General features: G+C 63.4%; 24 protein-coding genes and 1 pseudogene. 13 read left to right on the top strand and 12 right to left on the bottom strand.

Annotation, left to right across the window (positions count from 1 at the left end; genetic code table 11):
• Positions 1-193: 193 nt before the first annotated feature.
• Positions 194-1,078 (bottom strand): LysR family transcriptional regulator, encoded by an 885-nt coding sequence (locus P0D73_RS02275; RefSeq protein ID WP_408429433.1) that lies wholly within the window; start codon positions 1,076-1,078, stop codon positions 194-196.
• 184 nt (positions 1,079-1,262) lie between these two features.
• Between P0D73_RS02275 and P0D73_RS02270 the strand changes: the two genes are divergently transcribed.
• Positions 1,263-2,261, top strand: a complete 999-nt coding sequence (locus P0D73_RS02270; protein WP_408429430.1) for an NAD(P)H-quinone oxidoreductase — start codon at positions 1,263-1,265, stop codon at positions 2,259-2,261.
• A gap of 41 nt (positions 2,262-2,302) precedes the next feature.
• On the opposite strand, the gene P0D73_RS02265 is transcribed toward P0D73_RS02270, so the two are convergent.
• The 3 genes from P0D73_RS02265 to P0D73_RS02255 form a co-directional block, all read right to left on the bottom strand.
• Complete coding sequence (locus P0D73_RS02265; RefSeq protein WP_115101509.1) at positions 2,303-2,488, bottom strand: hypothetical protein; 186 nt, start codon at positions 2,486-2,488, stop codon at positions 2,303-2,305.
• Between the two features lie 308 nt (positions 2,489-2,796).
• Complete coding sequence (locus P0D73_RS02260) at positions 2,797-3,537, bottom strand: SDR family NAD(P)-dependent oxidoreductase (RefSeq protein ID WP_408429427.1); 741 nt, start codon at positions 3,535-3,537, stop codon at positions 2,797-2,799.
• Between the two features lie 610 nt (positions 3,538-4,147).
• Complete coding sequence (locus P0D73_RS02255; RefSeq protein WP_408175296.1) at positions 4,148-5,011, bottom strand: helix-turn-helix domain-containing protein; 864 nt, start codon at positions 5,009-5,011, stop codon at positions 4,148-4,150.
• Between the two features lie 175 nt (positions 5,012-5,186).
• Between P0D73_RS02255 and P0D73_RS02250 the strand changes: the two genes are divergently transcribed.
• Complete coding sequence (locus P0D73_RS02250) at positions 5,187-6,206, top strand: Gfo/Idh/MocA family protein (RefSeq protein ID WP_408429423.1); 1,020 nt, start codon at positions 5,187-5,189, stop codon at positions 6,204-6,206.
• Between the two features lie 55 nt (positions 6,207-6,261).
• Positions 6,262-7,773 (top strand): GMC oxidoreductase, encoded by a 1,512-nt coding sequence (locus P0D73_RS02245; RefSeq protein WP_408429420.1) that lies wholly within the window; start codon positions 6,262-6,264, stop codon positions 7,771-7,773.
• 44 nt (positions 7,774-7,817) lie between these two features.
• Here P0D73_RS02245 and P0D73_RS02240 read toward each other — a convergent pair whose 3' ends face one another.
• The gene (locus tag P0D73_RS02240) at positions 7,818-8,741 is read right to left on the bottom strand and encodes a LysR family transcriptional regulator (RefSeq protein ID WP_408429417.1); all 924 of its coding nucleotides are present in this window, start codon (positions 8,739-8,741) and stop codon (positions 7,818-7,820) included.
• 132 nt (positions 8,742-8,873) lie between these two features.
• Between P0D73_RS02240 and P0D73_RS02235 the strand changes: the two genes are divergently transcribed.
• From P0D73_RS02235 to P0D73_RS02210, 6 genes are all read left to right on the top strand, one after another.
• Positions 8,874-9,737, top strand: coding sequence for an amidohydrolase family protein (locus P0D73_RS02235; RefSeq protein WP_408175291.1), 864 nt, complete (start codon positions 8,874-8,876; stop codon positions 9,735-9,737).
• 171 nt (positions 9,738-9,908) lie between these two features.
• Positions 9,909-11,210 (top strand): dicarboxylate/amino acid:cation symporter, encoded by a 1,302-nt coding sequence (locus tag P0D73_RS02230; protein WP_408429414.1) that lies wholly within the window; start codon positions 9,909-9,911, stop codon positions 11,208-11,210.
• 115 nt (positions 11,211-11,325) lie between these two features.
• Complete coding sequence (locus P0D73_RS02225) at positions 11,326-12,414, top strand: porin (protein WP_408429412.1); 1,089 nt, start codon at positions 11,326-11,328, stop codon at positions 12,412-12,414.
• 107 nt (positions 12,415-12,521) lie between these two features.
• Entirely contained in the window at positions 12,522-13,547 is a 1,026-nt protein-coding gene (locus P0D73_RS02220; protein ID WP_408429409.1) for an amidohydrolase family protein, read from the top strand.
• A 2-nt stretch (positions 13,548-13,549) separates the two neighbouring features.
• On the top strand, positions 13,550-14,233 hold the full coding sequence (ligK, locus tag P0D73_RS02215) for a 4-carboxy-4-hydroxy-2-oxoadipate aldolase/oxaloacetate decarboxylase (RefSeq protein WP_408429406.1): 684 nt from the start codon (positions 13,550-13,552) through the stop codon (positions 14,231-14,233).
• 14 nt (positions 14,234-14,247) lie between these two features.
• On the top strand, positions 14,248-14,937 hold the full coding sequence (locus P0D73_RS02210) for a substrate-binding domain-containing protein (protein ID WP_408429403.1): 690 nt from the start codon (positions 14,248-14,250) through the stop codon (positions 14,935-14,937).
• 36 nt (positions 14,938-14,973) lie between these two features.
• Here the strand turns inward: P0D73_RS02210 and P0D73_RS02205 are convergent, their stop codons facing one another.
• Both P0D73_RS02205 and P0D73_RS02200 read right to left on the bottom strand, forming a co-directional pair.
• A complete protein-coding gene (locus tag P0D73_RS02205) occupies positions 14,974-15,588 on the bottom strand; it encodes a uracil-DNA glycosylase family protein (protein ID WP_408311806.1) in 615 nt (204 codons plus the stop codon).
• Between the two features lie 45 nt (positions 15,589-15,633).
• Entirely contained in the window at positions 15,634-16,176 is a 543-nt protein-coding gene (locus P0D73_RS02200) for a DUF488 domain-containing protein (protein WP_408311809.1), read from the bottom strand.
• A gap of 219 nt (positions 16,177-16,395) precedes the next feature.
• On the opposite strand from P0D73_RS02200, the gene P0D73_RS02195 reads away from it, so the two are divergent.
• Both P0D73_RS02195 and P0D73_RS02190 read left to right on the top strand, forming a co-directional pair.
• Positions 16,396-17,082 carry a GntR family transcriptional regulator gene (locus P0D73_RS02195; RefSeq protein ID WP_408429400.1) on the top strand — a complete coding sequence of 229 codons (687 nt, stop codon included), beginning with the start codon at positions 16,396-16,398 and terminating at the stop codon, positions 17,080-17,082.
• Positions 17,083-17,243: 161 nt separating this feature from the next.
• A pseudogene (locus P0D73_RS02190) lies at positions 17,244-17,453 on the top strand (FCD domain-containing protein); the annotation flags it as partial.
• Positions 17,454-17,462: 9 nt separating this feature from the next.
• Here P0D73_RS02190 and P0D73_RS02185 read toward each other — a convergent pair.
• From P0D73_RS02185 to P0D73_RS02170, 4 genes are all read right to left on the bottom strand, one after another.
• On the bottom strand, positions 17,463-18,773 hold the full coding sequence (locus tag P0D73_RS02185; RefSeq protein ID WP_408311815.1) for an MFS transporter: 1,311 nt from the start codon (positions 18,771-18,773) through the stop codon (positions 17,463-17,465).
• Positions 18,774-18,920: 147 nt separating this feature from the next.
• Complete coding sequence (pyk, locus tag P0D73_RS02180; RefSeq protein WP_408429397.1) at positions 18,921-20,339, bottom strand: pyruvate kinase; 1,419 nt, start codon at positions 20,337-20,339, stop codon at positions 18,921-18,923.
• Between the two features lie 2 nt (positions 20,340-20,341).
• The gene (locus tag P0D73_RS02175; protein ID WP_408429394.1) at positions 20,342-21,682 is read right to left on the bottom strand and encodes a glycerate kinase type-2 family protein; all 1,341 of its coding nucleotides are present in this window, start codon (positions 21,680-21,682) and stop codon (positions 20,342-20,344) included.
• Positions 21,683-21,834: 152 nt separating this feature from the next.
• A complete protein-coding gene (locus tag P0D73_RS02170; RefSeq protein WP_132378330.1) occupies positions 21,835-22,929 on the bottom strand; it encodes a tartrate dehydrogenase in 1,095 nt (364 codons plus the stop codon).
• A gap of 108 nt (positions 22,930-23,037) precedes the next feature.
• On the opposite strand from P0D73_RS02170, the gene P0D73_RS02165 reads away from it, so the two are divergent.
• Positions 23,038-23,961 carry a LysR family transcriptional regulator gene (locus tag P0D73_RS02165; protein ID WP_408311825.1) on the top strand — a complete coding sequence of 308 codons (924 nt, stop codon included), beginning with the start codon at positions 23,038-23,040 and terminating at the stop codon, positions 23,959-23,961.
• Between the two features lie 341 nt (positions 23,962-24,302).
• Here the strand turns inward: P0D73_RS02165 and P0D73_RS02160 are convergent, their stop codons facing one another.
• On the bottom strand, positions 24,303-25,103 hold the full coding sequence (locus P0D73_RS02160; protein WP_408429391.1) for an N-acyl homoserine lactonase family protein: 801 nt from the start codon (positions 25,101-25,103) through the stop codon (positions 24,303-24,305).
• Between the two features lie 277 nt (positions 25,104-25,380).
• On the opposite strand from P0D73_RS02160, the gene P0D73_RS02155 reads away from it, so the two are divergent.
• Positions 25,381-26,403, top strand: coding sequence for a LacI family DNA-binding transcriptional regulator (locus tag P0D73_RS02155; protein ID WP_243658319.1), 1,023 nt, complete (start codon positions 25,381-25,383; stop codon positions 26,401-26,403).
• Positions 26,404-26,563 lie beyond the last annotated feature (160 nt).

Here is a 26,563-nt window from a genome sequence, read left to right as displayed (position 1 = left end):
AAGTCCGCGCAATTGTGACTTCGTGAGTCAGCCACGCTTTAAGTCGCGTAGCAAAAATAGCGTAATCCAGGATATTCGCAGACGCAGATGAATATCGGACAAAAGGCAGGCGCATTCAGATCGCGCGGTGCGAATGATGGACGATCGCGCGATAGCGGGCGACACGCAATCGCCGCTGCCGGGTCGTGCGTGACTATTTTCTGTGGGTTGTGTGCTCTTCGAACGCGGAGACGATGCCGTCGATCATTGCTGCAATGCGCGCGGTATGCCGAAGGTCTTGATGCGTGACGAGCCAGATTTCGTAGACCGCTCCACGTGGGGGTTCCGGCCATATCTGCACGAGGCCGTCGTGCTCAGCCAGATGTATCGGAAGCTCACCGATGCCGATGCCCGCCTTTACCGCGGTACGCAACATGAGGCTGGAATTGAAGGTCGATACGATGCGCCCCGCGTGTATCGGTTCGCCAGCAAGAGTCGGTGATCGAGTGCCGGTCCAGTTTCCCTGATAGACGACGAGATCGTGGCCCGCAAATGCGGAGCCCGTGGCGGGCTTGCCGTGCTGTTCGAGATAAGCATTCGATGCAAAGAGCGCCATGGGCCAGCGAGCCAGGCGCCGCGCGACAAGATCGGGATTTTCCGGCTTGACCGACCGGACCGCGATATCCGCTTCACGCTTTGCCAGATTCAGCATGCGCGTCGACGTGTCCAGCAGGACGCGCACTTCGGGATGCGCAGCGTGCAGGCGTTCGATGGCGGGAAGCAGGAAGTCGAGCGCGATCGAGTCGGTGCTGGTGACTCTTACGTCCCCCGCAAGCCGTGTATCCGTGCCTTGAGTTCGTCTGACGAGTTCGTGTGCGGACTGTTCCATTTTCTCCGCTGATCTCAGCGCGGCCTCGCCTGCGGCGGTCAACGCGTAACCCTCGGAGGTGCGCAGGAAGAGCGTTGCGCGTAGGGCGTGCTCCAGTGCCGCAATCCGTCTGCCGACCGTCGCCTGATCGAGATTGAGCGTCCTAGCCGCTCCACGGAGCGTTTTTTCGCGCTCCACCGCGAGAAACACACGCGCGTCATCCCAGTTCATCGTGCTGCCCTCCTGATGCAAATTTGCATCTCACAGTGTGAATAATGCTGCGCATATTCATCAATGTCGAGCCCTATACTGAACGCAAGAGTTCCTCGTTCAACGATCCGCCCGGATCAGTCGAGCCTCACCTATAGAAGGAGTGGTATCCATGTCTGCTTCAACTTATCGCGTGCCGTCGTCCATGACGGCCATTGAGATCAAACAGCCTGGCGGTCCTGAGGTCCTGGTGCCGGCTACGCGCCCGGTGCCGATGCCGGCCGCCGATCAGGTTCTGATCCGCATCCACGCGGCTGCCGTGAACGGCCCAGACGTTTTCCAGCGCAAGGGGCTGTATGATCCGCCCCCCGGCGCTTCGGACATTCCAGGGCTGGAAGTGGCAGGTCAAGTGGTTGCCGTGGGCGCCAACGTGTCCCAATTCCGGGTCGGCGAACTGGTGTGTGCATTGATTCCCGGCGGCGGCTACGCGGAATATGCCGTCGCGCACGCCTGCAACACAATGCCTATCCCCAAAGGCTTGACGTTGGTGGAAGCGGGGGCGATGCCCGAAACGTTGATGACGGTATGGCTGAACCTGTTCCAGCGCGGCAAGCTGGTTGCCGGCGAATCGGTGTTGATCCACGGCGGCGCGTCAGGTATCGGTACCACGGCGACCATGCTGGCGAAGGCATTCGGCGCTGCGAAAATCATCACGACAGTTGGCTCGCAGGCGCATCGGGAGGCCAGCCTGGCGCTAGGCGCGGATCTCGCGATAAATTACCGCGACGACGATTTTGTCGCCGAAACGAAGCGATTTACCGATGGAAAAGGCGTCGACGTGATCCTCGACATCATTGCCGGCGACTACGTGGCCAGAAATTATGACGCCGCGGCCATGGACGGACGGATCCTCCAGGTGGGCGTGATCAAGGGGCCGGCGAAGGATCTCAACGTCGTGCCGATGATGACGAAACGTCTCACGCATATGGGTTCGACATTGCGGTCGCGCACATCCGCGGACAAGGCGACGATCATCAACGAATTGGAGCGGCAGGTTTGGCCGCACATCGAGAGCGGCAAGATCAAGCCGGTTGTCTACAAGACCTTTGCGCTTGCCGACGCTCGCAGCGCTCACGAGCTGATCGATTCCGGCACACACTTTGGAAAGATCGTCCTGACGACAGGTGCCGATCTTATTGGCTGAAGCCTGGCCTGCCGCCACCTCGGCGGCAGGTGCCCGGCAGATCATTCTTTCCTCGTCTTCGGTTGTTCGGGTTGCGGGTCACGCCCGCGTTGCGTCGGCGCTCTCGTACACGCATCCGGCGGCGTTACATAGGTCACGTCGTCGCAGCAGCACGCGTAGACCGGAAACCCGTACGCATTCGTGCGGATGATTTTCGTTGGCCCGTGCAGCGGGCACACTGCGTTCATGTCGTCTCCTTGAACTCAAGGTCGACCGGCTCGACCTCGTAGACGCGGCTCGCCAGTTCCTGACGGCCAAGCACCGGTTCGAATCGTCGATCACGTCGGGCGAGGTCACCCTTTTCGGTCCGGCGTCGAGGAGGGCGCCGGAAAACGACCCACTGCAATATTCTACGACTCTCTCGACGTCGTTGAGGCACGATGGATGTATGGCGGGTCTTCAATGGAGCGCCGGCTCCGCTAGCTGATCGACTCCCCGTCGCGTCCGTACGGACGTCGCCCTTCTTCAAATCCGTAGGGCGAATATGTGCCCAGGCTCAGGCATTCATTCCGCCATCCACCGTAAGATTCGCCCCGGTAATGTATGAGGCCTCCGGGCCGGCGACGAACGCTACCATTGCGGCGATCTCCTCGGCGCGTCCGTAGCGGCCGAGTGCCGTGGCGGCCTTCTGCGGCACCGCCCAATCGCCTGAGGCGGGATTCAGGTCTGTATCGATCGGCCCCGGCTGGACATTGTTGACCGTGATGCCACGGCCTCCCACCTCTCTGGAAAGCGCCTGTGTGAACATCCTGACCGCTGCTTTCGTGGCTGCGTAGGGCACCAGTCCGGGCGCAATGGCACGCTCGCCCACCGCCGAACCGATCATGATGATCCGGCCTCCATCACTCAGGTGCTTGAGCGCAGCTTTGGTCGTAGCGAATACGCCGCGCACGTTGATGTCGATCACTCTATCCATCTCCTCCAGCGTCGTGTCTTCGAACGGTTTCGGAATGGCCGTGCCGGCATTGTTCACCAGCACATCCAGCCGGCCGAAGGTCGCAAAAGCTTTCTCGACAGCAGCCTCGACAGCTTCGACGTCAGTAGCGTCTGCCTGGATCGCAATCGCCTTTCCGCCCTTGAGTTCAATCTCTTTGACCACGGCCGAGGCCGCGCTGGCGTCCCTCGCGTAGGTAAAGGCCACGCTCGCTCCATCCGCCGCCAGACGTTTCGCGATTGCCGCACCGATGCCGCGTGAACCACCGGTAACGAGTGCCACTTTTTGAGCTAACTTAGACATGTTTTTTCCTAAGGTTTTGTGCGCGATTCACCGCGTCGCTAATCCAGTTGATGATTGACTCTTGTCTTTGCCCGGACCATTTTTAGAAGCGGAGCCTGCCCTGCTCCAAACCGACGAACTTCTTCGTAGCGCCACTTTTGATCCATGGTGGTGCAACGACTATATGTTTCCGTGGAAGGTGCGGCAAAGACCTTGTATGCAGAGGGGCATGCCTCTCGGGCATAGCGGAGGGCCAAACGACGAAATGAACGGCCGCTAGGGAGTCGGTGGAATGCACTCAGTGAAAAGCTTCGCTCCAACGTGGCGACGCTGCTGGCCCGGTAGCGTCCTTGCAATGCAAGCGGATGATGCTCGCCCATGACGAGCACGTAGTCCTGATCGAACGCCGGGTGCGGCATCGGCGCAGCGCCAGGGACCCCGGTGTGCAATGGTTCTGGACGCAGGTGACGCACGTGACGCAGTTGATTTCAGAAGTCTATCGGGACCGGGTTTAAGCGCGTGAACCGGAGGCGAACTCGATAGTGGCGGCTGACGGAAATTCGACCGGACTCGCGGCGTTCCTATGTCGCGGCATTCCCGTCCGCATCAGCGACGGTTGTCTGCTTGCGCATCACTCCCGCGTTTCGTACTTGCGCCGGAACGCCATCGGCGTCATGCCCTTCGTCGCGCGGAACTGCCGCGTGAAGTAGCTGGCCTGTCCGTAGCCGAGTTCGGCCGCAATCTGTCCGATCGGCCGATCGGGCTGCATCAGCAGCGCGCATGCGCGCCCGATTCGCAACTGGTTCAGGTAGTCGCTGATCGTCATCCGCGTGCAGCGCTTGAAGAAGCGTTGCAGCTGGCTTTCGCTCATCGCCGCGAGTTCGGCGAGCGTCGCGAGCCGAATCGGCTCCGCATAGTGTGCGTTCAGAAACGACATCACGCGCTCGAGCCGCGCGCGGTCGCGCGGATTGTCGACGGGCAGGAAACCCTGCAGCGCGAGCGAGCGGCGCTGCGTATCCGAGGCGAGCTGCAGCAGCACCTCGACGAGTCCGAGCCAGCGCGCGGCCGGCGGCGCGTCGCAGAGCGCGAGAAGGCGCTGCGCGGCCAGCGCGCGGACGTCGGCTGAAAACGCGAGCCCGCGCACGGATTCGGCGAGCAACGCGCGCAGCGGCGCGAACTCGACATAGTGGGTGTGCAGCGTGTCGACCCATGCCTGCGTGAACCACGCGACGAGCGCGCGATGCGGCGCGTCGTCGCGCAGGCGCTCGCGCGACTGCCACGCGTGCGGCAGGTTCGGGCCGACGAGCACGAGATCGCCGTCGCCGTAATGCTCGATGTGATCGCCGACAAAGCGCTCGCCGACGCTGTTGAGCGTCAGCGTCAGTTCGAACTCGGGGTGGTAGTGCCAGTTGAACGGAAACGCGGGCAACCGGCGGTCAAATAGCGTCCATGACTGATCGAGCGGAATGTTGACCTGTTCGAATAAGGGACGCATGGCCGAAGACCTCGGAACGTGGCGATGATGCCAATCGTGCGGCCTGACGCGGTCGCGATGCGGCAATTGTGCCAAAACTAGCGGTCTCTGCAATACCGCCGCGCGCGTTACGTCGCTAATCTCTGTCCAGCATGCGATGCGGGCCCACGGTGGGCCGCACGGACCGGGAGACACGATGGGACACGAACTGCGGTGGGGACTGATCGGCGCGAGCACGATTGCGCACGAATGGATGATCGACGCGATCCGCGCGCAGCCAGGCAATGCGGTGGCGGCGGTGCTGAGCGGCGATCGCGCACGCGGCGAAGCCTATGCGGCGAAGCACGGGATCGCGAAGAGTTGCACGTCGCTCGACGCGCTGCTCGCCGATCCCGGCATCGACGCCGTGTATATCAGCACGACCAACGAGCTTCATGCGACGCAGGCAATCGCGGCGGCCAACGCGGGCAAGCACGTGCTCTGCGAGAAGCCGCTCGCGATGACGCTCGACGACGCGCACGCAATCGTCGACGCCTGCCGGCGCGCTGGCGTCGTGCTCGGCACGAACCATCATCTGCGCAACGCCGCGACGCATCTCGCGCTTCGGCAACTCGTGCGCGACGGCGCGATCGGCCGGCCGCTCTACGCGCGCGTGTTCCATGCGGTGCATCTGCCCGAGCATCTGCAGGGCTGGCGGATCGCGCAGCCGTCCGCGGGCGCGGGCGTGATTCTCGACATCACCGTGCACGACGTCGATACGCTGCGGTTCATCCTCGACGCGGAGCCGGTCGAGGCGGTCGCGATGACGCCGCCGCCATCGCTTGCGTCCGAAGGCGTCGACGACGGCGTGATGGCCGTGCTGCGCTTCGACAACGACGTGCTCGTTCAACTGCACGACGCGTTCACGGTCGCATACGCGGGCACCGGCATCGAGATCCACGGCACCGCCGGCTCACTGATCGGCCGCGACGTGATGACGCAACGCCCGGTCGGCGAAGTGATCGTGCGCGACGCGACTGGTGAGCGCACCGTGCCCGTCGTTCATCACAATCTCTACGAACGCTCGCTCGCGCGGTTCAATGCGGCGGTGAGGAGCCGCGGCGTGGAGCAGCCGGCTGCGACCGGCGAGGATGGTGTGCGCTCGCTCGCCGCCGCGCTCGCGGTGCGGCAAGCGGTGCGAAGCGGCGAGCGCACGCGCGTGCAGGCCGGGCTCTGAAGGGGGCGTCGATGACCGGAGCGGATTCGAACACCGGGTGTGAGGGCGACACGCGATGAGGGACTACGACGTGGTGATCGTCGGCTCGGGTGTCGGCGGCGGGGCGGCCGCGCTGAGCCTCGCGGGCACGGGCGCGCGCGTGCTGATCGTCGAGCGCGGCGAACGGCTGCCGCGCGAGCCGCAGAATACGGATCCGGAGGCCGTGTTCGTCGAGCGCCGTTATCGCGCGCGCGAAACGTGGGTCGACGGGGCGGGCCGGCCGTTCAGCCCGGGCCAGTACTACTTCGTCGGCGGGCACACGAAGTTCTACGGCACGGCGATGTTCCGCTTCCGCGAACGCGATTTCGAGGCGGCCGAGCACGAGGACGGTATGTCGCCCGCGTGGCCGATCCGCTATGCCGATCTCGAGCCGTATTACGCCGAGGCCGAGCGCCTCTTCGGCGTGCACGGCCGCCACGGCGACGATCCGACCGAGCCGGCGCGCTCGTCCGCGTATCCGTTTCCGCCGATCCCGCACGAGCCACTGATCGGCCAGCTCGCCGAGCGACTGACGCAGGCCGGGCTGCGGCCGTTCCACATGCCCTCTGCAATCGACCTGCGGCCAGGCGGTGCGTGCGTGCGCTGCGGCACCTGCGACGCGTTTCCGTGCCGCGTCGATGCGAAGGGCGATGCGGAGCGTTGCCTGATCGATCCAGCGTTGCGCGATCCGAACGTCACACTGCTGACCGGCGCACGTGCGACGCGTCTGGTCACGGACGACGCGGGCAAGCGGATCGTCGGCATCGAGCTCGACGTCGGCGGCGAGCCGCGCGTCGTGCGCGCACCGCTCTTCATACTCAGCGCTGGCGCGATCAATTCGGCTTTGCTGCTGCTGCGCTCGGCGAACGCGTGGCATCCGAACGGCCTTGCGAATTCGTCGGGCATGGTGGGGCGCAATTACATGAACCACAACACAACCGCATTGATGGGCCTCTTGCCGTGGACCGTCAACGACACGCGCTTCACGAAGACGCTCTCGCTCAACGACTTCTACTTCGGTTGCGACGACGATCGTGCGCCGCTCGGCAATCTGCAGATGCTCGGCAACATCAGCGAACCGATGATCCGCGCCGCGCGGCCGTCGCTGCCGCGCTGGGGCGCGGCGTGGCTCGCGCGTCACAGCGTCGACTGGCTCGCGATGTCGGAGGATCTGCCGCATCCCGACAGCTTCGTGCGGCCACTGGCCGACGGGCGCGTCGAGTTGCACTGGAAACGCACCAACATGGCCCCGCACGCGCGCTTTGTCGAGCGCAGCAAGCGGCTGCTGCGGCAGATCGGTATGCGCGCGGTGCTGAGCCGGCCGTTCGGGATCGATACGCCGTCGCATCAGTGCGGGACCGTGCGCTTCGGCGACGATCCCGCCCTCGCGCCGCTCGATCCCTGGTGCCGCGCATTCGATCACCCGAATCTGTTCGTCGTCGACGCTTCGTTCTTTCCGTCGTCGGCGGCGCTCAATCCGGCGCTAACGATCGCCGCGCAGGCGCTGCGGACCGGTCAGTATCTGCGCGAGCGGCTGGGAACGTTCTAGGCGTGCACAAACAAATTGATGGCGATGCAGACACAAACGCCCAGTCAGGCCGCATTCCCGTAGAGAGGCAAAATTTTCGATTCGAGCATGGCGATCGACTGGACGGCAAGTTGTGACAGCGTGTGCTTGCTGCTGGTCGCGATCGCAAGCCGACTGAAGAGCGTCGGCTCGGTAATACGGATCACCTGGAAGCGCCGCTTGAGAACATCGCTCGTGGTCGCATTGAGCGACAGCACCGCATACCCGATGCCCTCGCTGACCAGATCGAGAATCGAAGTCACCGCATCCACTTCCAGTTCGATCCGCAATCTGACGCCCTGTTCCGCGGCGGCCGCCTCGACCATCCGTCTGATCGCGTGCATGCGGCCGGGGATGACCAGCGGATAGCGCACGATTTCGCGCAGCGTAATCGTTGTCGTGGGCTCGCGTGCTGCCTCCGTGAGTGCATCACTGGTGTCCGGGCCGATCAGAAACAGCTCTTCAGTAAAGATGGTTCGCTTGTCGATCAACGGCGTATCGAAGGTGTCGTACAGGACCGCGACGTCGATGCGGCCCATCATCAGCCATTCGATCAGATAGGTGGACAAGCCTTGAGCCACCGAGATCGTCGCGCCGGGAAACGACGAACGAAAGTCACGCACGAGTTCAGGCGTGGCGACCCTGGCGAAGCTGGGGGTAATGCCGATGCCGAAATGACCGCCGACTGCGCCGTGCAACTCGTCCAGATCCTGTGAGGCGCGCTGCACCTGCTGCAGGATACCTTTCGCATGCGCGAGCATGCGCTGGCCGGCCGGCGTCAAGGTCACGCCGCGGCCGGTGCGCTCGAGCAGCGTATGGCGCAATTCCACTTCCAGATGCCGCACGAGCCGGCTCAAGGCGGGCTGGTTCGTGTCCAGCGTAATCGCGGCACGCGTAAAGCTGCCGAGTTCAGCGACGTGAACGAATGCCTCGAGCTGCTTCAGGTCCATTGTCGGCCAGTCATGTGAAATTCACATATCAGCTAGTTCAATATGGCGATTGTACCCATCCATCATCGCCGCCACAATGCATCCAACCCGTACAAAGCCGCGCCACGCGGCATGACATCGAGACGACGCTCCATGAAATCCTGCTTGCCTCCCGATCCCCATCCCGTTCGACCCGCTCAGCACTTTCCGGCCGGCGCCTGCGACGCGCACTGCCACGTGTTCGGCCCCGCCGATCGATTTCCCTATGCGCCGGACCGCAGCTATACGCCGCCCGACGCCCCGTTCGAGCGCCTCGTCGCGCTGCATGATTTTCTCGGCGCGAGCCGCGGCGTGATCGTGCAGGCGAGCTGCCACGGCACCGACAATACGGCCATGCTGGACGCCATTGCGCGCGGCAATGGACGCTATCGCGGCGTCGCGATCGTCGACGGCGACGTGACTGACCAACAATTGGCCGATCTCGACGCGCGCGGCGTGCGCGGCGTGCGCTTCAATTTCGTCGCGCATCTGGGCGGCGCGCCCGATCTCGACGTATTCGACCGGGTGCTCGAGCGTATCGAGGGCCTTGGCTGGCACGTCGTGCTGCATCTGGACGCGCAGGACATCCTGCAATACGCCGAGCGGATCGCGCGCATCAAGGTGCCGTTCGTGATCGATCACATGGGCCGCGTACGCGCCGAAGCCGGCGTCGATCAGCAACCGTTCCGCCAGCTTCTGGAACTGATGCGCAATCCGCTCGCATGGGTCAAAGTGTGCGGCGCCGAGCGCGTGTCCGCGGGCCGCCGTCCGTTCGACGATGCGATTCCGTTCGCGCACGCGCTGATCGAAGCCGCCCCCGACCGCGTGCTGTGGGGTACCGACTGGCCGCATCCGAACATCAGCAAGGACATGCCGAACGACGGCGAACTGGTCGATCTGCTGTTCCGCTTCTGTCCGGACGCGGCGCTGCGCGAACAATTGCTTGTCACGAACCCGGCACGGCTTTACGGATTCTGAGCGATCGGTTCGCTTGGCCCGCTGCCCTCACGTTTGAACTGCCACATCCAGAATGGCAGCCAGGCGGAAGTCCGAAAACGACCGGCTTTCCGCCCACCATTCCAATCAGGAGACAACCATGATCGATATGCATTGCCATCCGGCCCTTGCGGCTCATTTGCGAGCGGCGTCATGAACGATAGCGCCGTCATGACATCGCCCGCGCGCAGCGCGAAGAAACCCTTCTATCGCGCGCTGTGTTTTCACGTGCTACTCGCAATCTTTCTCGGCGTGCTGCTCGGTCATTTCGCACCGTCGCTCGCCGTGCAGATGAAGCCGCTCGGCGACGCGTTCATCAAGCTGGTCAAGATGGTGATCGGCCCGATCATCTTCTGCACGGTCGTCACCGGCATTGCGGGCATGGGCGACATCAAGAAAGTCGGACGCGTGGGCGGCAAGGCGCTGCTGTACTTCGAAGTCGTATCGACGCTGTCGCTCGTGATCGGCCTCGTGGCCGGACATCTGTTTCGTCCCGGCAGCGGCTTCAATCTGAATCCCGCGACGATCGATACCAAGGCGCTCGCCGGATACACGACTGCCGCGCACGAACAGAATACGGTCGACTTTCTGATGCACATCATTCCCGACACCGTGTCCAGCGCATTCTCGAGCGGCAATGTGCTGCAGATTCTGCTGGTCTCCGTGCTGTTCGGCGCCGCGCTCGCGGCTACGGGCGAATACGGCCGGCCGCTGGTTCGCATGATCGACCGGTTTGCGCAGACGTTCTTCGGCATCGTTCATATCATCATGAAGGTCGCGGCGATCGGCGCGTTCGGATCGATCGCGTTCACGATCGGCACCTATGGCATTGGCGCGGTCGTGCCTTTGCTCAAGCTGATCGGCGCGTTCTACGTGACGCTCGCCTTCTTCGTGCTGGTGGTGCTCGGCGTGATTTCGCGCTTGCTGGGTTTCAGCATCTTGCGCTTCCTGAGCTATATCCGCGAGGAAATCCTGATCGTGCTCGGCACGAGTTCATCCGAGGCCGCGCTGCCGCAGATGCTCGAAAAACTCGAACGGCTCGGCTGTTCGAAGTCGGTGGTGGGTCTCGTGATTCCAGCCGGCTATTCGTTCAATCTCGACGGCACCAACATCTATCTGACGATGGCCGTGCTGTTCATCGCGCAGGCATTCAACATCGAGCTCAGCCTGACGCAGGAACTCACGCTCGTGGGCGTGGCGATGCTGACGTCGAAAGGCGCGAGCGGCGTGGCCGGCGCGGCCTTCGTGATGCTGACCTCGACGCTGCTGGTCTTCCCGATCATCCCGGTGTCGGGAATGGTTCTGATCCTCGGCATTCACCGCTTCATGGGAACGGGGCTCGCAATCGCCAACACCATCGGCAACGGTGTCGCCACGCTGGTGGTGTCGGCATGGGAGCACGAACTCGACCGCTCGAAACTGAGCGCCGAAATGTCGCGGCGCTACACAGAATGACCGGTTAGCCGCAAACAAAATCCCTCGTGTGTTTCGCTGTCTGCGTGCGCTACCCGCGCACGCAGCGGGAGGCGTTCGCGCGAAAAAAACAAACTGGTTTGGAGGCGAAAGCAAGATGTCAGTGAATAAAAAAGGATTGCTCGGGCGAGCGGATTTCAACGCTGCGTGCGTGGCAACGGCATTGTTGGCGGCAGGCGGTGTTGGTGTCGCGCACGCAGACGATTCATCGGCGACAGCCGGCGCAGCGGCGACTCCACCGTCGTCCGTTCAGCTATATGGACTCATCGGCATGTATATCGACAGTTCGAAACTGAGCACGACGCGTGCGAGCACGGTGCAGCTAGGCGGCGGCGGAATGACGACATCGTTCTGGGGCATGCGCGGTCGCGAAGACCTGGGTGGCGGCAATGCGGTGATCTTCGTTCTCGAGAGTTTTTTCAGACCGAACACCGGGCAGATGGGACGCAACACCACGGATGGTTTGTTTTCGCGCAATGCCTATGTCGGCCTGACTGGCGCCTATGGCTCGTTCAAAGTGGGGGAGCAGACCAATCCGACTTATTACAACCAGCAACTCGTCAACCCGTTCGGTTCGTCCGTGGTGTTTTCGCCGTTGATCGTGCAGTCGTACACCGCGAGCTACAACAATACGCAGATCGGCGACACGGTCTGGCAAAACGCCGTCGAGTACGTTTCGCCCAACTACGGCGGTCTCACGGGCACCGTGATCTACGGCGTGAGCAGCACCACGGGTCAACAGGGGAAGGACAACATCGGTTTGCATCTGACATACGCAAACGGGCCGCTCACGGCGGTGTTCTCGGCGCAGCGCGTACGAACGGCGGCAGTTGCGCCGTCGAGCGGTCAATATCTCTATCTCGCAGGCGCTGCGTACGATGCAAAGCTCGTCAAGTTATACGGGGCCGCGCAGATGACAAGCAACAACGACGTCGAGACCGGCTCACATACGTATGAGCTGGGGGTTTCCGTACCGTTGACTCCGTCGAACCTGATCCTCGCCGAATGGGCGCGCACGAAACACAGCGCGCCGTCGAACCATAGCAACGTCCGCAATACCGGCTCCATTGCCTATGACTATATTTTGTCCAAGCGCACGTATGTGTATGCGGTGTATTCCTACGACAAGCTGACCGCCAATCCGTCCGGAAGTACATACGGTGTCGGCATGCAGCATACGTTTTGAAGCGAGGCGACTGCGCGGCCGAATAAGGCTCGCTAGCGAAGTCAGCGGCGCATGGCACACGAACTGAGCCATTGCGCCGGTAATTCACTCAGTTGTTTGGAGCTACGATGATCATCGATATTCACGGGCATTACACCACTGCGCCCAAGGCATTGGAGACGTGGCGGAATCGTCAGGTTGCAGGCATCAACAATCCTTCCGAAATGCCCAGGGTCTCCGAGTTGCAGATCAGCGACGACGAGTTGCGCGAATCGATCGAGAGCAACCAGTTGCGGTTGATGCGCGAGCGCGGGCTCGACCTCACCATCTTCAGTCCGCGCGCGAGTTTCATGGCGCATCACATCGGCGATTTTCAGGTTTCCAGTACGTGGGCGGCGATCTGCAACGAGTTGTGCTTCCGTGTGAGCCAGCTGTTCCCCGATCACTTCATTCCGGCCGCGATGCTTCCGCAGAGTCCGGGCGTCGATGCCGCCACCTGCATTCCCGAACTCGTCAAATGCGTCGAGCAGTACGGCAACGTGGCGATCAATCTCAACCCGGATCCATCGGGCGGTCACTGGACCAGCCCGCCAATGTCCGATCGCTACTGGTACCCGATCTACGAGAAGATGGTCGAGTACGACATCCCCGCGATGATCCACGTGAGCACGAGTTGCAACGCGTGCTTCCACACGACCGGCGCGCACTACCTGAACGCCGACACGACCGCGTTCATGCAGTGCCTCACGTCGGACCTGTTCCGCGATTTCCCCACGCTGCGCTTCGTGATTCCGCACGGCGGCGGCGCGGTGCCCTATCACTGGGGACGCTTTCGCGGACTCGCGCAGGAACTGAAGAAGCCCTTGCTGAAAGACCATCTGCTCAACAACGTGTTCTTCGACACCTGCGTCTATCACCAGCCGGGCATCGATCTGCTCACGCGCGTGATTCCTGTAGACAACATCCTGTTTGCAAGCGAGATGATCGGCGCCGTGCGCGGCATCGATCCGGAGACGGGTAATTATTTCGACGACACGAAACGCTACATCGAGGCCGCGCATATCGATGCGGACGAGCGCTACAGGATCTACGAAGGTAACGCACGCCGTGTCTATCCGCGCCTCGATGCGGCATTGAAGACGAAGGGACATTGATCATGTATGAACTAGGTGTGGTGTATCGCAACATCCAGCGGGCAGATGGCGATGTCGCCGCAAAGCTCGGGGCGCTTGGAACCGCCACCGTGCACGAGGCAATGGGCCGTGTCGGTCTGCTGAAGCCTTATATGCGCCCGATCTATGCCGGCGCGCGCGCCCACGGCACGGCCGTCACGGTGCTGCTGCAGCCGGGCGACAACTGGATGCTGCACGTCGCGGCGGAACAGATCCAGCCGGGCGATATCGTCATCGCCGGAGTCACGGCGGACTGCACGGACGGTTATTTCGGCGACCTGCTGGCGACGAGCTTCAAGGCGCGCGGCGCGCAGGGTCTCATCATCGACGCCGGTGTACGCGACGTGAGCGTCCTGGCGGAGATGAAATTCCCGGTGTGGAGCAAGGCGATCTCGGCCAAAGGGACGGTCAAGGCGACGCTCGGTTCGGTGAACATTCCGGTGGTGTGCGCCGGGGCGCTGGTGAATCCGGGCGATGTCGTCGTCGCGGATGAAGACGGCGTGGTGGTGGTCCCCGCTGCGTCGGCGCGGAAGGTGCTCGACAAGGCGGCGGCGCGTGAAGCCAACGAAGGCGGGAAGCGTGCGAAGCTGGCTTCGGGTGCGCTCGGCCTCGATATGTACAGCATGCGCGAGCCGCTAAAACAGGCTGGGCTGCGCTACATCGATTGAGAGGCAGAGAAACCATGAGTGAGCAGATCACCTGCATCTCGTCGATGGCCACGCGCCAGGTGCTCGCCGAGTTGGTCGAAGGATGTGAACGGGTATCGGGGCGGCGGGTGGCCGTCGAGTCGGTCGGCGGCGTGGCCGCGGCCCAGCGCGTCCAGCAAGGCGAGTCGTTCGATATCGTCGTGCTCGCGGCCGACGCGATCGAGCGGCTTGCAGCAGCCGGCCGGATCGAGCCGGCCAGTCGGGTCGATCTGGCTCGTTCGGGCGTGGCGATCGCGGTGGCAGCCGGCGCACCGCGGCCTGATGTCGGCACTGAAGCCGCGCTGCGAGAAACGATTCTGGCGGCGCGCAGTATCGGCTATTCAACGGGCCCGAGCGGTTCGCACCTGAGCCGTTTGTTCGAGCGCTGGGGCATTGCGGAAACGATCGCGCCACGCGTCGTGCAGGCACCGCCCGGCGTGCCGGTGGGTACGCTCGTCGCACGCGGGGAAGTCGAGCTGGGTTTCCAGCAGTTGAGCGAGTTGATGCACCTGCCGGGAATCGATGTCATCGGCTCGTTGCCTAATGAAGTCCAGATCGTCACGGTCTTTGCGGCTGCCATATGCACCGCATCCAGACAGAGAGATGCCGCTAAGGCAGTGCTCTCGTTTCTGGCATCCTCTGAGGCACGCTTCGCGAAGCTTCGTCACGGCATGGAGCCGGCATGACAGGGGTGACCAACTCTATCCGACGGCCGTCGGATGTCAGGCCGCGCGAGGAGTCGCCAATGCCGCCGCGACACGCTCGCGCAACGTCGGCAAAACGCTCGCGTCGAACCACGGATTGCGTTTGAACCAGGCAATGTTGCGCGGCGACGGATGCGGCAGCGGCATGACCTGTGGGCCGAATTCGCGCCACCGGACGAGCGTGTCCGTCAAGGTCGGCCCGAATGCCTTGCCCAGTCCGAATCGCTGCGCGTATTGTCCGACCAGCAGCGTGAGCTGGACCGACGACATGTGCCCGAGCAACTCCTTGTGCCAGCGCTCGGCACACTCGGGCCGTGGCGGCAAATCTCCGCTCGGGCCCCGGCCTGGAAAACAGAAGCCGATGGGCACGACGGCGAATTTCGAACCGTCGTAGAACGTGGTGTCGTCGACGCCGAGCCACGTGCGCAACCGCGTACCGCTCGCGTCGCTCCATGGAACGCCGGACGCATGCACCCGCGCGCCCGGCGCCTGGCCGATGATCAGAATGCGCGCCTGCTCGGATGCCGCCAGCACCGGCCGCGGGGCGTGCGGCAGCACGGACGAGCAGAGTGTGCAGGCGCGAATCTCGCGCAGCAGGATATCGAGCGATGTGGGTTTCGTAGAGACAGTCATGCAGTCGGGCAGTACGGCTGACGGGCAGTCGAGTCGTGTGCCGGCTCAGGTCGTGGTTTGAGCCGGATAGATCAACGTGCCGTCGGGTTGAGGTTGCGCGCCCGGTGTCATCGTCGCAATGGTTGTGTGACGCGCGTCCATGATGTGCAGCACGGTTTCGTCGTGCAGCAGCAGGTAGTCCGTAATGATACGCCTGTGGCAGCGCCACCAGACCGCCTCCGCGCACATGATCGCGCAGCGGCGCCGATGGCCGAGCGCGAGAAGCTGCGTCAGACCCTCGCGGAAAGCGTCGCTCATCGCATAGTCCGCATAATTGCGGAACGCTGGATGGGTCCAGTACGCATTGAGCGACGGCGCTTCGTCTTTGCGCCTGCTGCGGCGTCCACCCAGTTCGGCAAGATGCACGTAATCGATGTGCTCCGGCGCGAGTGCATCCGGTAGCGTGTCTCGATTGAACTGTGGATTGGTTCGCGAGCGCGGAATGCTGCGCACGTCGATCAGCGTCGCGATCTCCGCCTCTCTCAGCAGACTCACGAATTCGGGCAGTGGACGGTTGGAATGACCAATCGTGAAAAAAGGGCGGCTCATCGATGCCTCTCTGAAACCGTGGCGTCCATTTTGTGATGTGTACAGCCTGGGTTTCTAAAGGTCAACCATCCGCCGCGCTCGGAGGTTTTGCAATCCGCGGCGGCAAAGCCTGCCCGATAGGCATGAAGACGAGATGAACGATAATATGGCATTCCAGTCCGCGTGCCTCGGCGTATCGAGTACGCGGCACAGCCATCGTCCATTTCTCTTTTGCCGCCCATGTCAGACCTCAGAATCGACCGCAATGCCAAGACCCTGCGCGAACTCACGCTGGACAAGCTACGCGGCGCGATAGTGCAAGGGTATTTCCGGCCAGGCGCGCGGCTCGTCGAACGCACGCTGTGCGACGAACTCGGGGTGAGCCGCACCGTCGTGCGCGAAGTGCTGCGGCATCTGGAGACGGAAGGGCTGGTCGAGATCGTCGCGCGGCAAGGGCCGATCGTTGCGCGGCTCGACCCTGAACAGGTGGGCGAAATCTACGAGCTGCGCGGGCTGCTCGAAGCCAATGCCGCGCGCGCGTGCGCCGAGCAATCGACGCCCGAACTCGTGCGGCAGTTGCGCGAGATTCGCGCGGTGATCGAAGACGCGTTCGCGAAGCAGGACCTGCCACGCGTGCTCGACTACACGGAGCGTTTCTACGAAGCGATGTTCGAGGGCGCGCAAAAGCGCGTATCGCTGGCCGTCGTCAAAACGCTGAACGCGCGCATCAACCGCTTGCGCGCGCTGACCATTGCCACGCCGGGGCGCGGCGGCGAGTCCAATCGCGAGATGAACAAGCTGCTTGACGCGATCGAGCGGCGTGACGGCGACGCGGCGTCGGCCGCGTCGGCCGCGCACATCAAGCGGACCGCCGAACTGGCGCTGAGCGCGCTCGCACAGCCAGGCGAGCCCGCCGGCGACGCCTGAGCCACATTCCACCCCGTTCACACCAAGGCCCGCCAATCGGCGGGCCTTTTGCTTTGCAGATGCCGCCGGCAAAACGTTCTCCCCTGACAAATCCCGCGTAGGCATGTTGCGCCGCACAAGCGAACGCGCTTGTCCCTCCATTGCCGAAAACATGCCTGAAGCTCAATGCGCGGATCAACCGTTTGCGCGCGATGACAATCGCCTCCGACGACCGCGGCCGCCAGGCCGTGGAGGAGATGAACCGCATTCTTGATGCGATCCGCGCCCGCGACGCGCAGCGAGCGCGCGATGCGGCCACCGCTCATGTGGCCCGGGTCGCGGATATTGCGGCGGAATTACTGCAGCAGGCGGTTGGCGGGACGTCGGTTTGATGGATGAGCTCAGTGCCCGTGCCGCTCTTCGACCGCGACCGCCGTCTGTTTCGATTGCCGGCTCAGCATCAGCGTGACGACGGCGGACACGGCCAGCGTGGCGCCCACTACGTACAGGCCCGCTGAGTATCCACCCGTCACGTTCTTGAGCCAGCCGATCACGAACGGACCCACAAAGCCGCCCAGATTGCCGACCGAGTTAATCATCGCGATGCCCGCGGCCGCGCCGGCGCCTGACAGGAACATGCTGGGCATCGCCCACAACGGCGCCTTGGCCGCACTGATGCCGATGTTCACGATCACGAGCGCCAGAATGATCATCAGCGCCGTCGTCGCACCACCGGCGAAGACGAAGCCGAGGCATGCCACGACGCACGGAATGACGACGTGCCACGTGCGCTCTTCGGTACGGTCCGAGTGTTTCGCCCACAGGATCATGGCCACCACCGCGAGGACGCTCGGCACGCCGGCCAGCAGGCCGGTTTCGAACGACCCGAAGCCATACTGGCGAATGATCAATGGCGCCCACAAGCCGAGTGTGTACAGCCCTGCCGAGGTGCCGAAGTAGATCAGTGCGAGCGCAAGCACACGCGGATCGCGCAGGGCGCTCAGCGCGCCGGCCGTGTGGCCCGCATGGGACTGCTTCGCCTCCGCTTCCATCTTCATCTTCGCGATCAGCCATTCGCGTTCTTCCGGTTGAAGCCATTGCGCTTTCGCCGGTGTGTCCGTCAGATACTTCAACACGAAGAAGCCGAGAATGATCGCGGGCACCGCTTCGAGGATGTAGAGCATCTGCCAGTCGGCAAGTCCGGCGATCGGAGGCAGCTTCATGATCGCGCCGGACAGCGGCGAGCCGATTGCGGTGGAGATCGGCGCGGCCGCCATGAACCATGCCGCCGCGACCGCGCGTTGCCGCGACGGGAACCACAGGCTCAGATACAGGATGATGCCGGGGAAGAAGCCCGCTTCGGCGATACCCAGAATAAAGCGTAACGCGTAGAAGCTGTTCGGCCCGACCACGAACGCCGACGCGAACGAGACGATCCCCCACGACACCATCACGCGGGCAATCCAGCGGCGCGCGCCGACCTTGTGAAGAATCAGGTTCGACGGCACTTCGAACAGGAAGTAGCCGATGAAGAACAAGCCGCCGCCGAGACCGAACGCGGTCGGCGAAAGGCCGATGGCCTTGTTCATCGAGAGCGCGGCGAAACCCACGTTGACGCGGTCGAGAAAGCTCACGAAATACAGCAGCATCACAAACGGGATGATCCGCAGCATGAGCTTGCGGGAAACCCGGCTTTCGAGTTCGGAAATCATTGTCTCCTCCTGGGAGGTATCGAGCAGTGCTCTATTCAGAAACGGAGTGGGGGTGCGGTGCGCGCCGCGGCCGTCGAGTGCGGCTCTTGTCATGTCCCGCGCGTCTACACCTTCAAAACGTGGTGGGCTAAAGTCACATGCGATGCCTCAGGGAATCTGCGCGATGCGCAGCAGGTTGGTGGTGCCAGGCGTGCCGAACGGCATGCCGGCCGAGATGACGACCGTTTGTCCCGGTTCGCCGAACCCTTCGGTGCGCACGGTCTCGCAGGCAAGGTCGCTCACTTCGAGTGCGTCGACGACCTCCTTGCACAGCACGGGATGGACGCCCCACACCAGCGCGAGGCGGCGCGCCGTGCCCTGTTGCGGCGTCATGCCGACGATCGGCGCGCAGGGCCGTTCGCGCGCCATGCGCAGCGCGGAATAGCCGGAGCTCGTGTAGGCAACGGTTGCGACCGCGTCGAGCAATCCGGTGACGTGCCGCATCGCATAGCCGATCGCGTCCGACGTATTCGCGCGGGGTGCCGCGTGCGATGCCGCGATGACTTCGCGGTAGTACGGATCGCGTTCGGTCTGCGAGATGATCGAGTCCATCATTCGCACGGCTTCCACGGGGTATTTGCCGCTTGCCGATTCCGCTGACAGCATCACGGCGTCGGCGCCGTCGTAGATGGCGGTGGCGACGTCCGACGCTTCGGCGCGCGTCGGCACCGGCGCAGCTACCATCGATTCGAGCATCTGCGTCGCCACGATGACGGGCTTGCCCGCCTTGCGGCATGCGCGGACGATGCGCTTCTGGATCGCCGGCACCTGTTCGGCCGGCATCTCGACGCCGAGATCGCCACGCGCGACCATCACGGCATCCGCTTCCTCGACGATCGCGTCGAGGCTCTGGATCGCCGCCGGCTTTTCGAGCTTCGCCACAATGCCGACGCGCTCGCCGACGATTTTGCGAACCTCGATGATGTCTTCGACGCGTTGCACGAAAGAGAGCGCGAGCCAGTCGATGCCCAGCGTCATGCCGAACTCGAGATCGCGCTGGTCCTTTTCCGTCATTGCGGACAGCGGCAAAACGACGTCCGGAACGTTGACACCCTTGCGCTCGGACAGTGGACCGCCCACGACGACCGTCGTTTCGGCGAAATCGGGACCGCAGCGTTCGACCCGCAACTGGACCCGGCCATCGTCGACCAGCAGATTCGTGTGTGGCTTGAGCGCCGCGAAGATTTCCGGATGCGGCAGCGAGACACGGGTGTTGCCGCCGGGCGTTTGCGCGTCGAGATCGAGTCGAAACGCGGCGCCTTTCTCCAGCGCGATCGGGCCGTTCGCGAATGTGCCGATCCGCAGCTTCGGCCCTTGCAGGTCGAGCAGTACGCCGACCGGGCGGCCCGCGTTTTTTTCTATCGAGCGGATGATGTTCAGACGTCGTTGGTGATCGTCATGTGTGCCGTGGCTGAAGTTCAGCCGAAACACATCGGCCCCCGCGTTGAACAGCGCTTCGATGGTGTCGCGGCTGGTGCTCGCCGGCCCCAGCGTCGCGACGATTTTGGCATTACGGTTGCGGCGCATCTTTATCGACTCCCTGAAAGATCGCCGTGCTGAGCGGCAATGAAAATGGCACGAAAATCGTTGACGTTGGTCAGCGTCGGCCCGGTGATGACCGAGTCGCCCAGTGCCTGGAAAAAGCCGTGCGCGTCGTTGTTCTCGAGTCGCTCGGCGGGACGGATGCCGCGCTCGCGCGCCCGCTTCAACGTGTCCGGCCGCAGCAGTGCGCCGGCGATTTCTTCCTGGCCGTCCACGCCGTCGGTGTCGCCCGCGATGGCGAACACGCCGGGCTCGCCATTCAGCGCGACGCCGAGCGACAGCAGGAATTCGACATTGCGGCCGCCGCGGCCGTCGCCGCGAATCGTGACGGTCGTTTCGCCGCCGGAGAGGAGAATGCAGGGCGCCTGGAAGGGCTGGCCGCGGCGGCTCACCTGTCTGGCAATGCCGGCCATGACCGCGCCGACGTCGCGGGCTTCGCCTTCGATGGCGTCGCTGAGAATGTGGACGTCGACGCCGGCTGCGCGCGACTGGCCCGCCGCGGCTTCGAGCGCGAGTTGGGGCGTCGCGATCAGATGCGTCTCGATGCAGGGCAAATGTGGATCGTCAGGCTTCAGCGTTTCCGCGCTGCCGTTTTCGAGCAGTGCGATTGCCGCGGGCGACGCGCAGATCTCATAGCGCCGTAAGACCACGAGCGCATCCGCGCACGTCGTCGTGTCGGGTACGGTCGGGCCTGAGGCGATGTCGCTGGCAGCGTCGGCGGGCACGTCCGAGATGATCAGGTTGACCACGCGCGCCGGATGGCAGGCCGCCGCGAGCCGGCCGCCCTTGATTGCCGAGAGATGCCGGCGCACGCAATTCATTTCGGAAATCGTCGCACCGCTCGCGAGCAATGCCTGGCTGATTTCCTGTTTGTCCTGCAGCGTCAGGCCTTCGGCGGGAAGCGGGAGCAGGGCTGAGCCGCCGCCTGAGATCAGGCAGATGACGAGGTCGTCGGCAGTCAGGCCCGTGACGAGTTCCAGCATGCGTGTGGCCGCCGCGAGGCCGTTCTCGTCCGGCACGGGATGCGCGGCCTCGACGATTTCGATGTGTTCGCACGGCACCGCGTATCCGTAGCGTGTGACGACGAGACCTTCGAGGCGGCCGGTCCAGTGATCTTCGACCGCTCTTGCCATCGCCGCCGACGCCTTGCCCGCACCGACGACGATCGTGCGGCCGCGCGGCGCCTCGGGAAGGAAATCGGGAACACGCAGCGCAGGTTGTGCCGTTGCTATCGCGGCGTCGAACATGTCCTGCAGCAGGCGGTCGACGTCGAGTTCGCTGGTGGCATCGCGGCTGGCCGGCTGCTTGAGTTGGGCGGCGGTTTTCATTTGCGTGCTCGCACAGAAAGGGACCGCCCTTGCTTATAGGAAGTGGACATGGTGTCGGATACCTTGTATTTGCCGTGCGCGGGACGAGCCGGGCCACGGCCGCCGCGTGGCGGGCCGTGCGGATCAGGCTCCAGCGGAGCCGCTGATGAGGCTTAGGCCGCGTTCGCTGCGGGCGCTGCGGCTTTCTCGATGAACGCGCAAACAGCAGCCGTTACTTGCGCCGTGGTTGCCGTGCCGCCGAGGTCGCGGGTGTGAAGGGAGGTGTCCGCAGTTACCGCTTCGACGGCTTGCATCACGCGCTTTGCCGCGTCGGCTTCGCCCAGGTGTTCGAGCAGCATGACGACCGACCAGAAGGTGCCGACCGGATTGGCGAGTCCCTTGCCCATGATGTCGAATGCGGAACCGTGGATCGGCTCGAACATCGACGGAAAGCGGTGTTCCGGATCGATGTTGCCCGTCGGCGCGATGCCCAGGCTGCCGGCGAGAGCGGCGGCGAGGTCGCTGAGAATGTCGGCGTGCAGATTGGTGGCGACGATCGTGTCGAGACTCGCGGGGCGATTGATCATGCGCGCGGTCGATGCATCCACCAATTCCTTGTCCCATGTGACGTCCGGGAACTCCTTCGAGACTTCGAGTGCGATCTCGTCCCACATCACCATCGCATGACGCTGGGCGTTGCTCTTCGTGATCACGGTCAGCAGTTTGCGCGGACGGGATTGCGCGAGACGGAACGCGAATCGCATGATCCGCTCGACACCGGCGCGCGTCAGGATCGACACGTCGGTCGCGGCTTCGATCGGATGGCCCTGATGGACACGGCCGCCCACGCCGGAATATTCGCCTTCCGAGTTTTCGCGGACGATGACCCAGTTCAGGTCTTCCGGCTTGCAACGCTTCAGCGGCCCGTCGATGCCCGGCAGGATGCGGGTCGGACGGACGTTCGCGTACTGGTCGAAGCCCTGGCAGATCTTCAGACGCAGACCCCACAGCGTGATGTGATCGGCAATGTCCGGATCGCCGGCCGAGCCGAACAGGATCGCGTCCTTGTCGCGGATGGCGTCGAGCCCGTCGGCCGGCATCATGACGCCGTGCTCGCGATAGTAGTCGCCGCCCCAGTCGAAGTTTTCGAATTCGAATGCGAACGACCGGGTCGTCTTTGCGAGTGCTTCGAGAACTTGCGCGCCGGCCGGTACGACTTCCTTGCCGATGCCGTCGCCGGGGATGGTTGCGATGCGATAGGTCTTCATGTCTCCGTCCTTCATGTGTTGGGGTGTGAGCGAACTTTACCTATCTCCGGACGCAAAAACCGGTGCTAAACTCAAGGCATCTTTAACTTTGATTCACAAGTGAAAGCCATGCGCGACACCGTCGAACCGTCTGATCTGAGTTTCTTTTCGACGCTCGCCGCATCCGGCAGCCTGAGCGCCGCCGCGCGGGAGCTGGGTTTGACGGCAGCGGCCGTCAGCAAGCATTTGACGCAGATGGAGAGCCGCGCCGGCGTTGCGCTCGTCAACCGGACCACGCGGCGGATGATGCTTACGCCGGAGGGCGAGCTATACCTCGAACACGCGCGCCGGATTCTCGACGAGATCGATGAACTGGCCGAGTTGCTGGGGGCCGCGAAGCAAAGCCCGAAGGGATTGCTGCGCGTGAACGCGACGCTCGGCTTTGGGCGCAGCCATGTCGCGCCTGCGATCTCGCGCTTTGTCGCGAGGTATCCGCAGGTATCGGTTCAGCTTCAGTTGTCGGTCACGCCTCCGCCGCTGACCGACGATACGTTCGACGTCTGCATCCGCTTCGGCGAGCCGCCCGATACGCGGGTGGTCGCGCGCCGGCTGGCGACGAACCGGCGCTTGCTGTGCGCCGCGCCTTCGTACCTCGCGTCACATGGGATGCCGGTGACCGCGCACGACCTCACGCGGCACAACTGCATCGGCATCCGCCAGGGTGACGAAGCCTACGGCGTGTGGCGTCTGACTTCGGGCAGAGGCGCGTCGCGTAAAACGGAGGCCGTGCGTATCAACGGGTCGCTGACCACGAACGATGGCGAGATCGCGGTGAAGTGGGCGCTCGAAGGGCACGGCATCTTGATGCGGGCCGAGTGGGACATCAAGCAGTACCTCGCCGATGGTTCGCTGGTTCAGGTATTGCCCGAGCATGACACGCCGAACGCCGATATTTTTGCCGTCTATTCGCAGCGGCACCAGATGTCCAATCGGATTCGCGCGTTCGTCGATTTTGTCGCGCAAGATCTTAGGAGCGAGGCGGGCGCGTTGTAGTCTTGTTGGGGAGGGTTCGGGATTCGATCGCCTTTCGCATTGAGATGCAACTTACTCGGAGGCAATCGTCAACCCTGTCGCGCGCGTTTTGCGGATGCCGCTATTGCCGCTTCCTCCAGTTCCGATGATCGGCTGAAAGGCGACCGGGGCATGGGCACGCCATCTACAAAAGCGCGTGCACAGCGCACGGCGAACTCATATGCGCACTTCAGGCTTGCGAACTGACCGAGGTCACCCGATGAGACAGATTCACCGTCTTCTTTCAGAATGCAGGCCCGAGCTAAGAATGGCCTTCCATGCTGATTCGAGGACTTAAGCGTGCTATGCCAAAAGCACGTCCTTTACCGTGGCGTCGCGTCGAGCCGAACGATCCAGCCTTCGGTCTCCCTGTTCTCCGCCGGATAACGCGTCAATACCGCCGGGTCGTGGCCAGGCACGACGTGCTGCGCGGAATCCGCCAGTTCGTGCACGCGGCGGTAGCCTTCGATCATGTCGCCGACGTTGTACACAGCCGGGAATGGGCGGCTCTGTTCCATGTTCGCGTAAAGATGCGAGGCGTCGGACGCGAGCACGACCCAGCCGCGCTCCGTGTGCACACGCACGACCTGCAGACCGTCGGTATGACCGCCGACCCGATGCACGCTTAGGCCCGGCGCAAGGTTCGATGCGCCGTCGTGAAACGCCACGCGACCGTCGAAAACGCGGCCAACCATCGACTTCACATCTTCGGGATTGAACGGATGATTCAGTGCGCCGTGGCACATGCAGCGACCCGTGCAGTACGCCATTTCGCGATCCTGCACGTGATAGCGCGCTTTCGGAAATAGCGAGCGGTTGCCCGCGTGATCGTAGTGCATGTGCGTGACGATCACGTCTTCGACCGTCTGCGGCCGGATGCCGATTGCGCCGAGGCCCTCTTCGACGGAATGTGTGATGATGCGCCCGCGCTGCGCACCCACTTCGGCGTCGAATCCGGTGTCGACCAGGAAGGTGCGGCTTTCGCCGACCACCGCCCACACGAAATAGTCGAGCGGCATGTTGACATCGTGCGGGTCGCCGCCGATGAAATTGTCGCGCGCGGGCCGGTCGTGATGCGCGTACTTGATCGCGAAGATCTTGTAGTTTTCGGGCGTGGCTGTCATGGCTGCAGTCTCCTGTCCAACGTATGAGAGCGCTATCATAACAAGCTGATGGCGACTCGTGTTGTGTTGTTGCGGGCACGAGTTGGGCGATATCCGGTATCGCCGGACACCGCCAAAGCGTGCGGAACGCCGCCTGGCATACGCTACAATTCGCCATCGAACTGAAGAGCTGGATGGGCGAGTGAAAAAGCGTGTGGCGGCCGTCGACGACGGCAAGATAGGGACGGCCGGCAGGCCGGCAGCCGGAGGGAGGGCAGCGTCGAAAACCGGCGCAAGCATGGGCAAGACTCGTCCGGGCGGCCACGCCGTTCGCATGATCGACGTCGCGAGAGCAGCCAATGTGTCCTTGATGACCGTGTCGCGCGCGCTCAAGGAACCCGCACTGTTGTCGGAGGAAACCCGCAAGCTGGTGCTCGATACGGTGCGCCGGGTCGGCTACGTTCCGAATCACATCGCGTCGAACCTCGCATCGGCTCGTTCGAATGTGGTCGGCCAGATTGTGCCGAGCATCCAGAACTCTCTGTATTCCCATAGCATCAAAGGTTGCGCGGACGTCCTTCGCACAGCAGGCGTGCAACTTCTGCTGGCCGACAGCGGCTATTCGCTCGAAGATGAAGAGGCACTGATCGACGCGTTTCTTGCGCAGCGCGTGTGCGGCCTCGTGTTGCACAACACCGTTCATACGCCGCGTGCCGCCCAGATGATCCGCGCCGCCGGCATACCCATCGTTGAAACGGGCGACCTGGCGCGTACGCCGATCGACATGGCGGTCAGCTATTCGAACTTCAACGCGGCGAAGGAGATGACCCTGTACCTGGCCGGACGTGGGTATAAGTCGATCGGCTTTGTCTGCCTGACTACCAAAAACAACATGCGCGCCCGCGAGCGTCTGAAGGGCTATCACGCCGCGCTCACCGCCCTTGGCCGCGAGCGCAACCCGGGCCTCGTGCGTGAAGTGGAGGGCGGTTTGACCTCTGGCGCGCATGCGATGGTCGACATGATGCAGCGTGCGCCCGAAGTAGACGCGATCTTCTTCGCCGGCGACGTACTTGCTGTCGGCGCGCTTTTCGAGGCTCAGCGGCGCAACTGGAAGGTGCCCGAGCGCATCGCCATCGCCGGATTCGACGATCTCGACATTCTGCGGCACACGGTGCCGCGGCTGACGTGTCTGAATCTGCCGCGTCTCGAGATCGGCCGACGTAGCGCCGAGGCGCTGCTGCAAAGAATGCGCAGCAACGAACCCGCCGTGCCGACGAAGCTCGATCTTGGATTCGAAATCATCCAGCGTGAAAGCACCTGAGGCAGCGGCTTTAAGACCGGGAAACAAGACGGGGCGCGTACTGCGCCCTTTTTTGCGTCCGCCAATCTGATTTCCCTGCGCGATTTCCCTGTGAGCTGGACGCACAGTCATGCCCAGCGTCCCGTATTGCGCCCCTCGGTCTTTTCAGTTAAGTTAGCGC

This window comes from Paraburkholderia sp. RL18-101-BIB-B (assembly GCF_046026985.1).
Lineage (GTDB): Bacteria > Pseudomonadota > Gammaproteobacteria > Burkholderiales > Burkholderiaceae > Paraburkholderia.
The sequence above is the reverse complement of the archived record's forward strand: the minus strand, read 5'-3'. Positions and strand labels throughout refer to the sequence as shown.

Coding starts and splice junctions, on each gene's coding strand:
- P0D73_RS02275 (WP_408429433.1), bottom strand. CDS start 1,078: ATGAACTGGGATGACGCGCGTGTGTTTCTCGCGGTGGAGCGCGAAAAA.
- P0D73_RS02270 (WP_408429430.1), top strand. CDS start 1,263: ATGACGGCCATTGAGATCAAACAGCCTGGCGGTCCTGAGGTCCTGGTG.
- P0D73_RS02265 (WP_115101509.1), bottom strand. CDS start 2,488: ATGAACGCAGTGTGCCCGCTGCACGGGCCAACGAAAATCATCCGCACG.
- P0D73_RS02260 (WP_408429427.1), bottom strand. CDS start 3,537: ATGTCTAAGTTAGCTCAAAAAGTGGCACTCGTTACCGGTGGTTCACGC.
- P0D73_RS02255 (WP_408175296.1), bottom strand. CDS start 5,011: ATGCGTCCCTTATTCGAACAGGTCAACATTCCGCTCGATCAGTCATGG.
- P0D73_RS02250 (WP_408429423.1), top strand. CDS start 5,187: ATGGGACACGAACTGCGGTGGGGACTGATCGGCGCGAGCACGATTGCG.
- P0D73_RS02245 (WP_408429420.1), top strand. CDS start 6,262: ATGAGGGACTACGACGTGGTGATCGTCGGCTCGGGTGTCGGCGGCGGG.
- P0D73_RS02240 (WP_408429417.1), bottom strand. CDS start 8,741: ATGGACCTGAAGCAGCTCGAGGCATTCGTTCACGTCGCTGAACTCGGC.
- P0D73_RS02235 (WP_408175291.1), top strand. CDS start 8,874: ATGAAATCCTGCTTGCCTCCCGATCCCCATCCCGTTCGACCCGCTCAG.
- P0D73_RS02230 (WP_408429414.1), top strand. CDS start 9,909: ATGAACGATAGCGCCGTCATGACATCGCCCGCGCGCAGCGCGAAGAAA.
- P0D73_RS02225 (WP_408429412.1), top strand. CDS start 11,326: ATGTCAGTGAATAAAAAAGGATTGCTCGGGCGAGCGGATTTCAACGCT.
- P0D73_RS02220 (WP_408429409.1), top strand. CDS start 12,522: ATGATCATCGATATTCACGGGCATTACACCACTGCGCCCAAGGCATTG.
- ligK (WP_408429406.1), top strand. CDS start 13,550: ATGTATGAACTAGGTGTGGTGTATCGCAACATCCAGCGGGCAGATGGC.
- P0D73_RS02210 (WP_408429403.1), top strand. CDS start 14,248: ATGAGTGAGCAGATCACCTGCATCTCGTCGATGGCCACGCGCCAGGTG.
- P0D73_RS02205 (WP_408311806.1), bottom strand. CDS start 15,588: ATGACTGTCTCTACGAAACCCACATCGCTCGATATCCTGCTGCGCGAG.
- P0D73_RS02200 (WP_408311809.1), bottom strand. CDS start 16,176: ATGAGCCGCCCTTTTTTCACGATTGGTCATTCCAACCGTCCACTGCCC.
- P0D73_RS02195 (WP_408429400.1), top strand. CDS start 16,396: ATGTCAGACCTCAGAATCGACCGCAATGCCAAGACCCTGCGCGAACTC.
- P0D73_RS02185 (WP_408311815.1), bottom strand. CDS start 18,773: ATGATTTCCGAACTCGAAAGCCGGGTTTCCCGCAAGCTCATGCTGCGG.
- pyk (WP_408429397.1), bottom strand. CDS start 20,339: ATGCGCCGCAACCGTAATGCCAAAATCGTCGCGACGCTGGGGCCGGCG.
- P0D73_RS02175 (WP_408429394.1), bottom strand. CDS start 21,682: ATGAAAACCGCCGCCCAACTCAAGCAGCCGGCCAGCCGCGATGCCACC.
- P0D73_RS02170 (WP_132378330.1), bottom strand. CDS start 22,929: ATGAAGACCTATCGCATCGCAACCATCCCCGGCGACGGCATCGGCAAG.
- P0D73_RS02165 (WP_408311825.1), top strand. CDS start 23,038: ATGCGCGACACCGTCGAACCGTCTGATCTGAGTTTCTTTTCGACGCTC.
- P0D73_RS02160 (WP_408429391.1), bottom strand. CDS start 25,103: ATGACAGCCACGCCCGAAAACTACAAGATCTTCGCGATCAAGTACGCG.
- P0D73_RS02155 (WP_243658319.1), top strand. CDS start 25,381: ATGGGCAAGACTCGTCCGGGCGGCCACGCCGTTCGCATGATCGACGTC.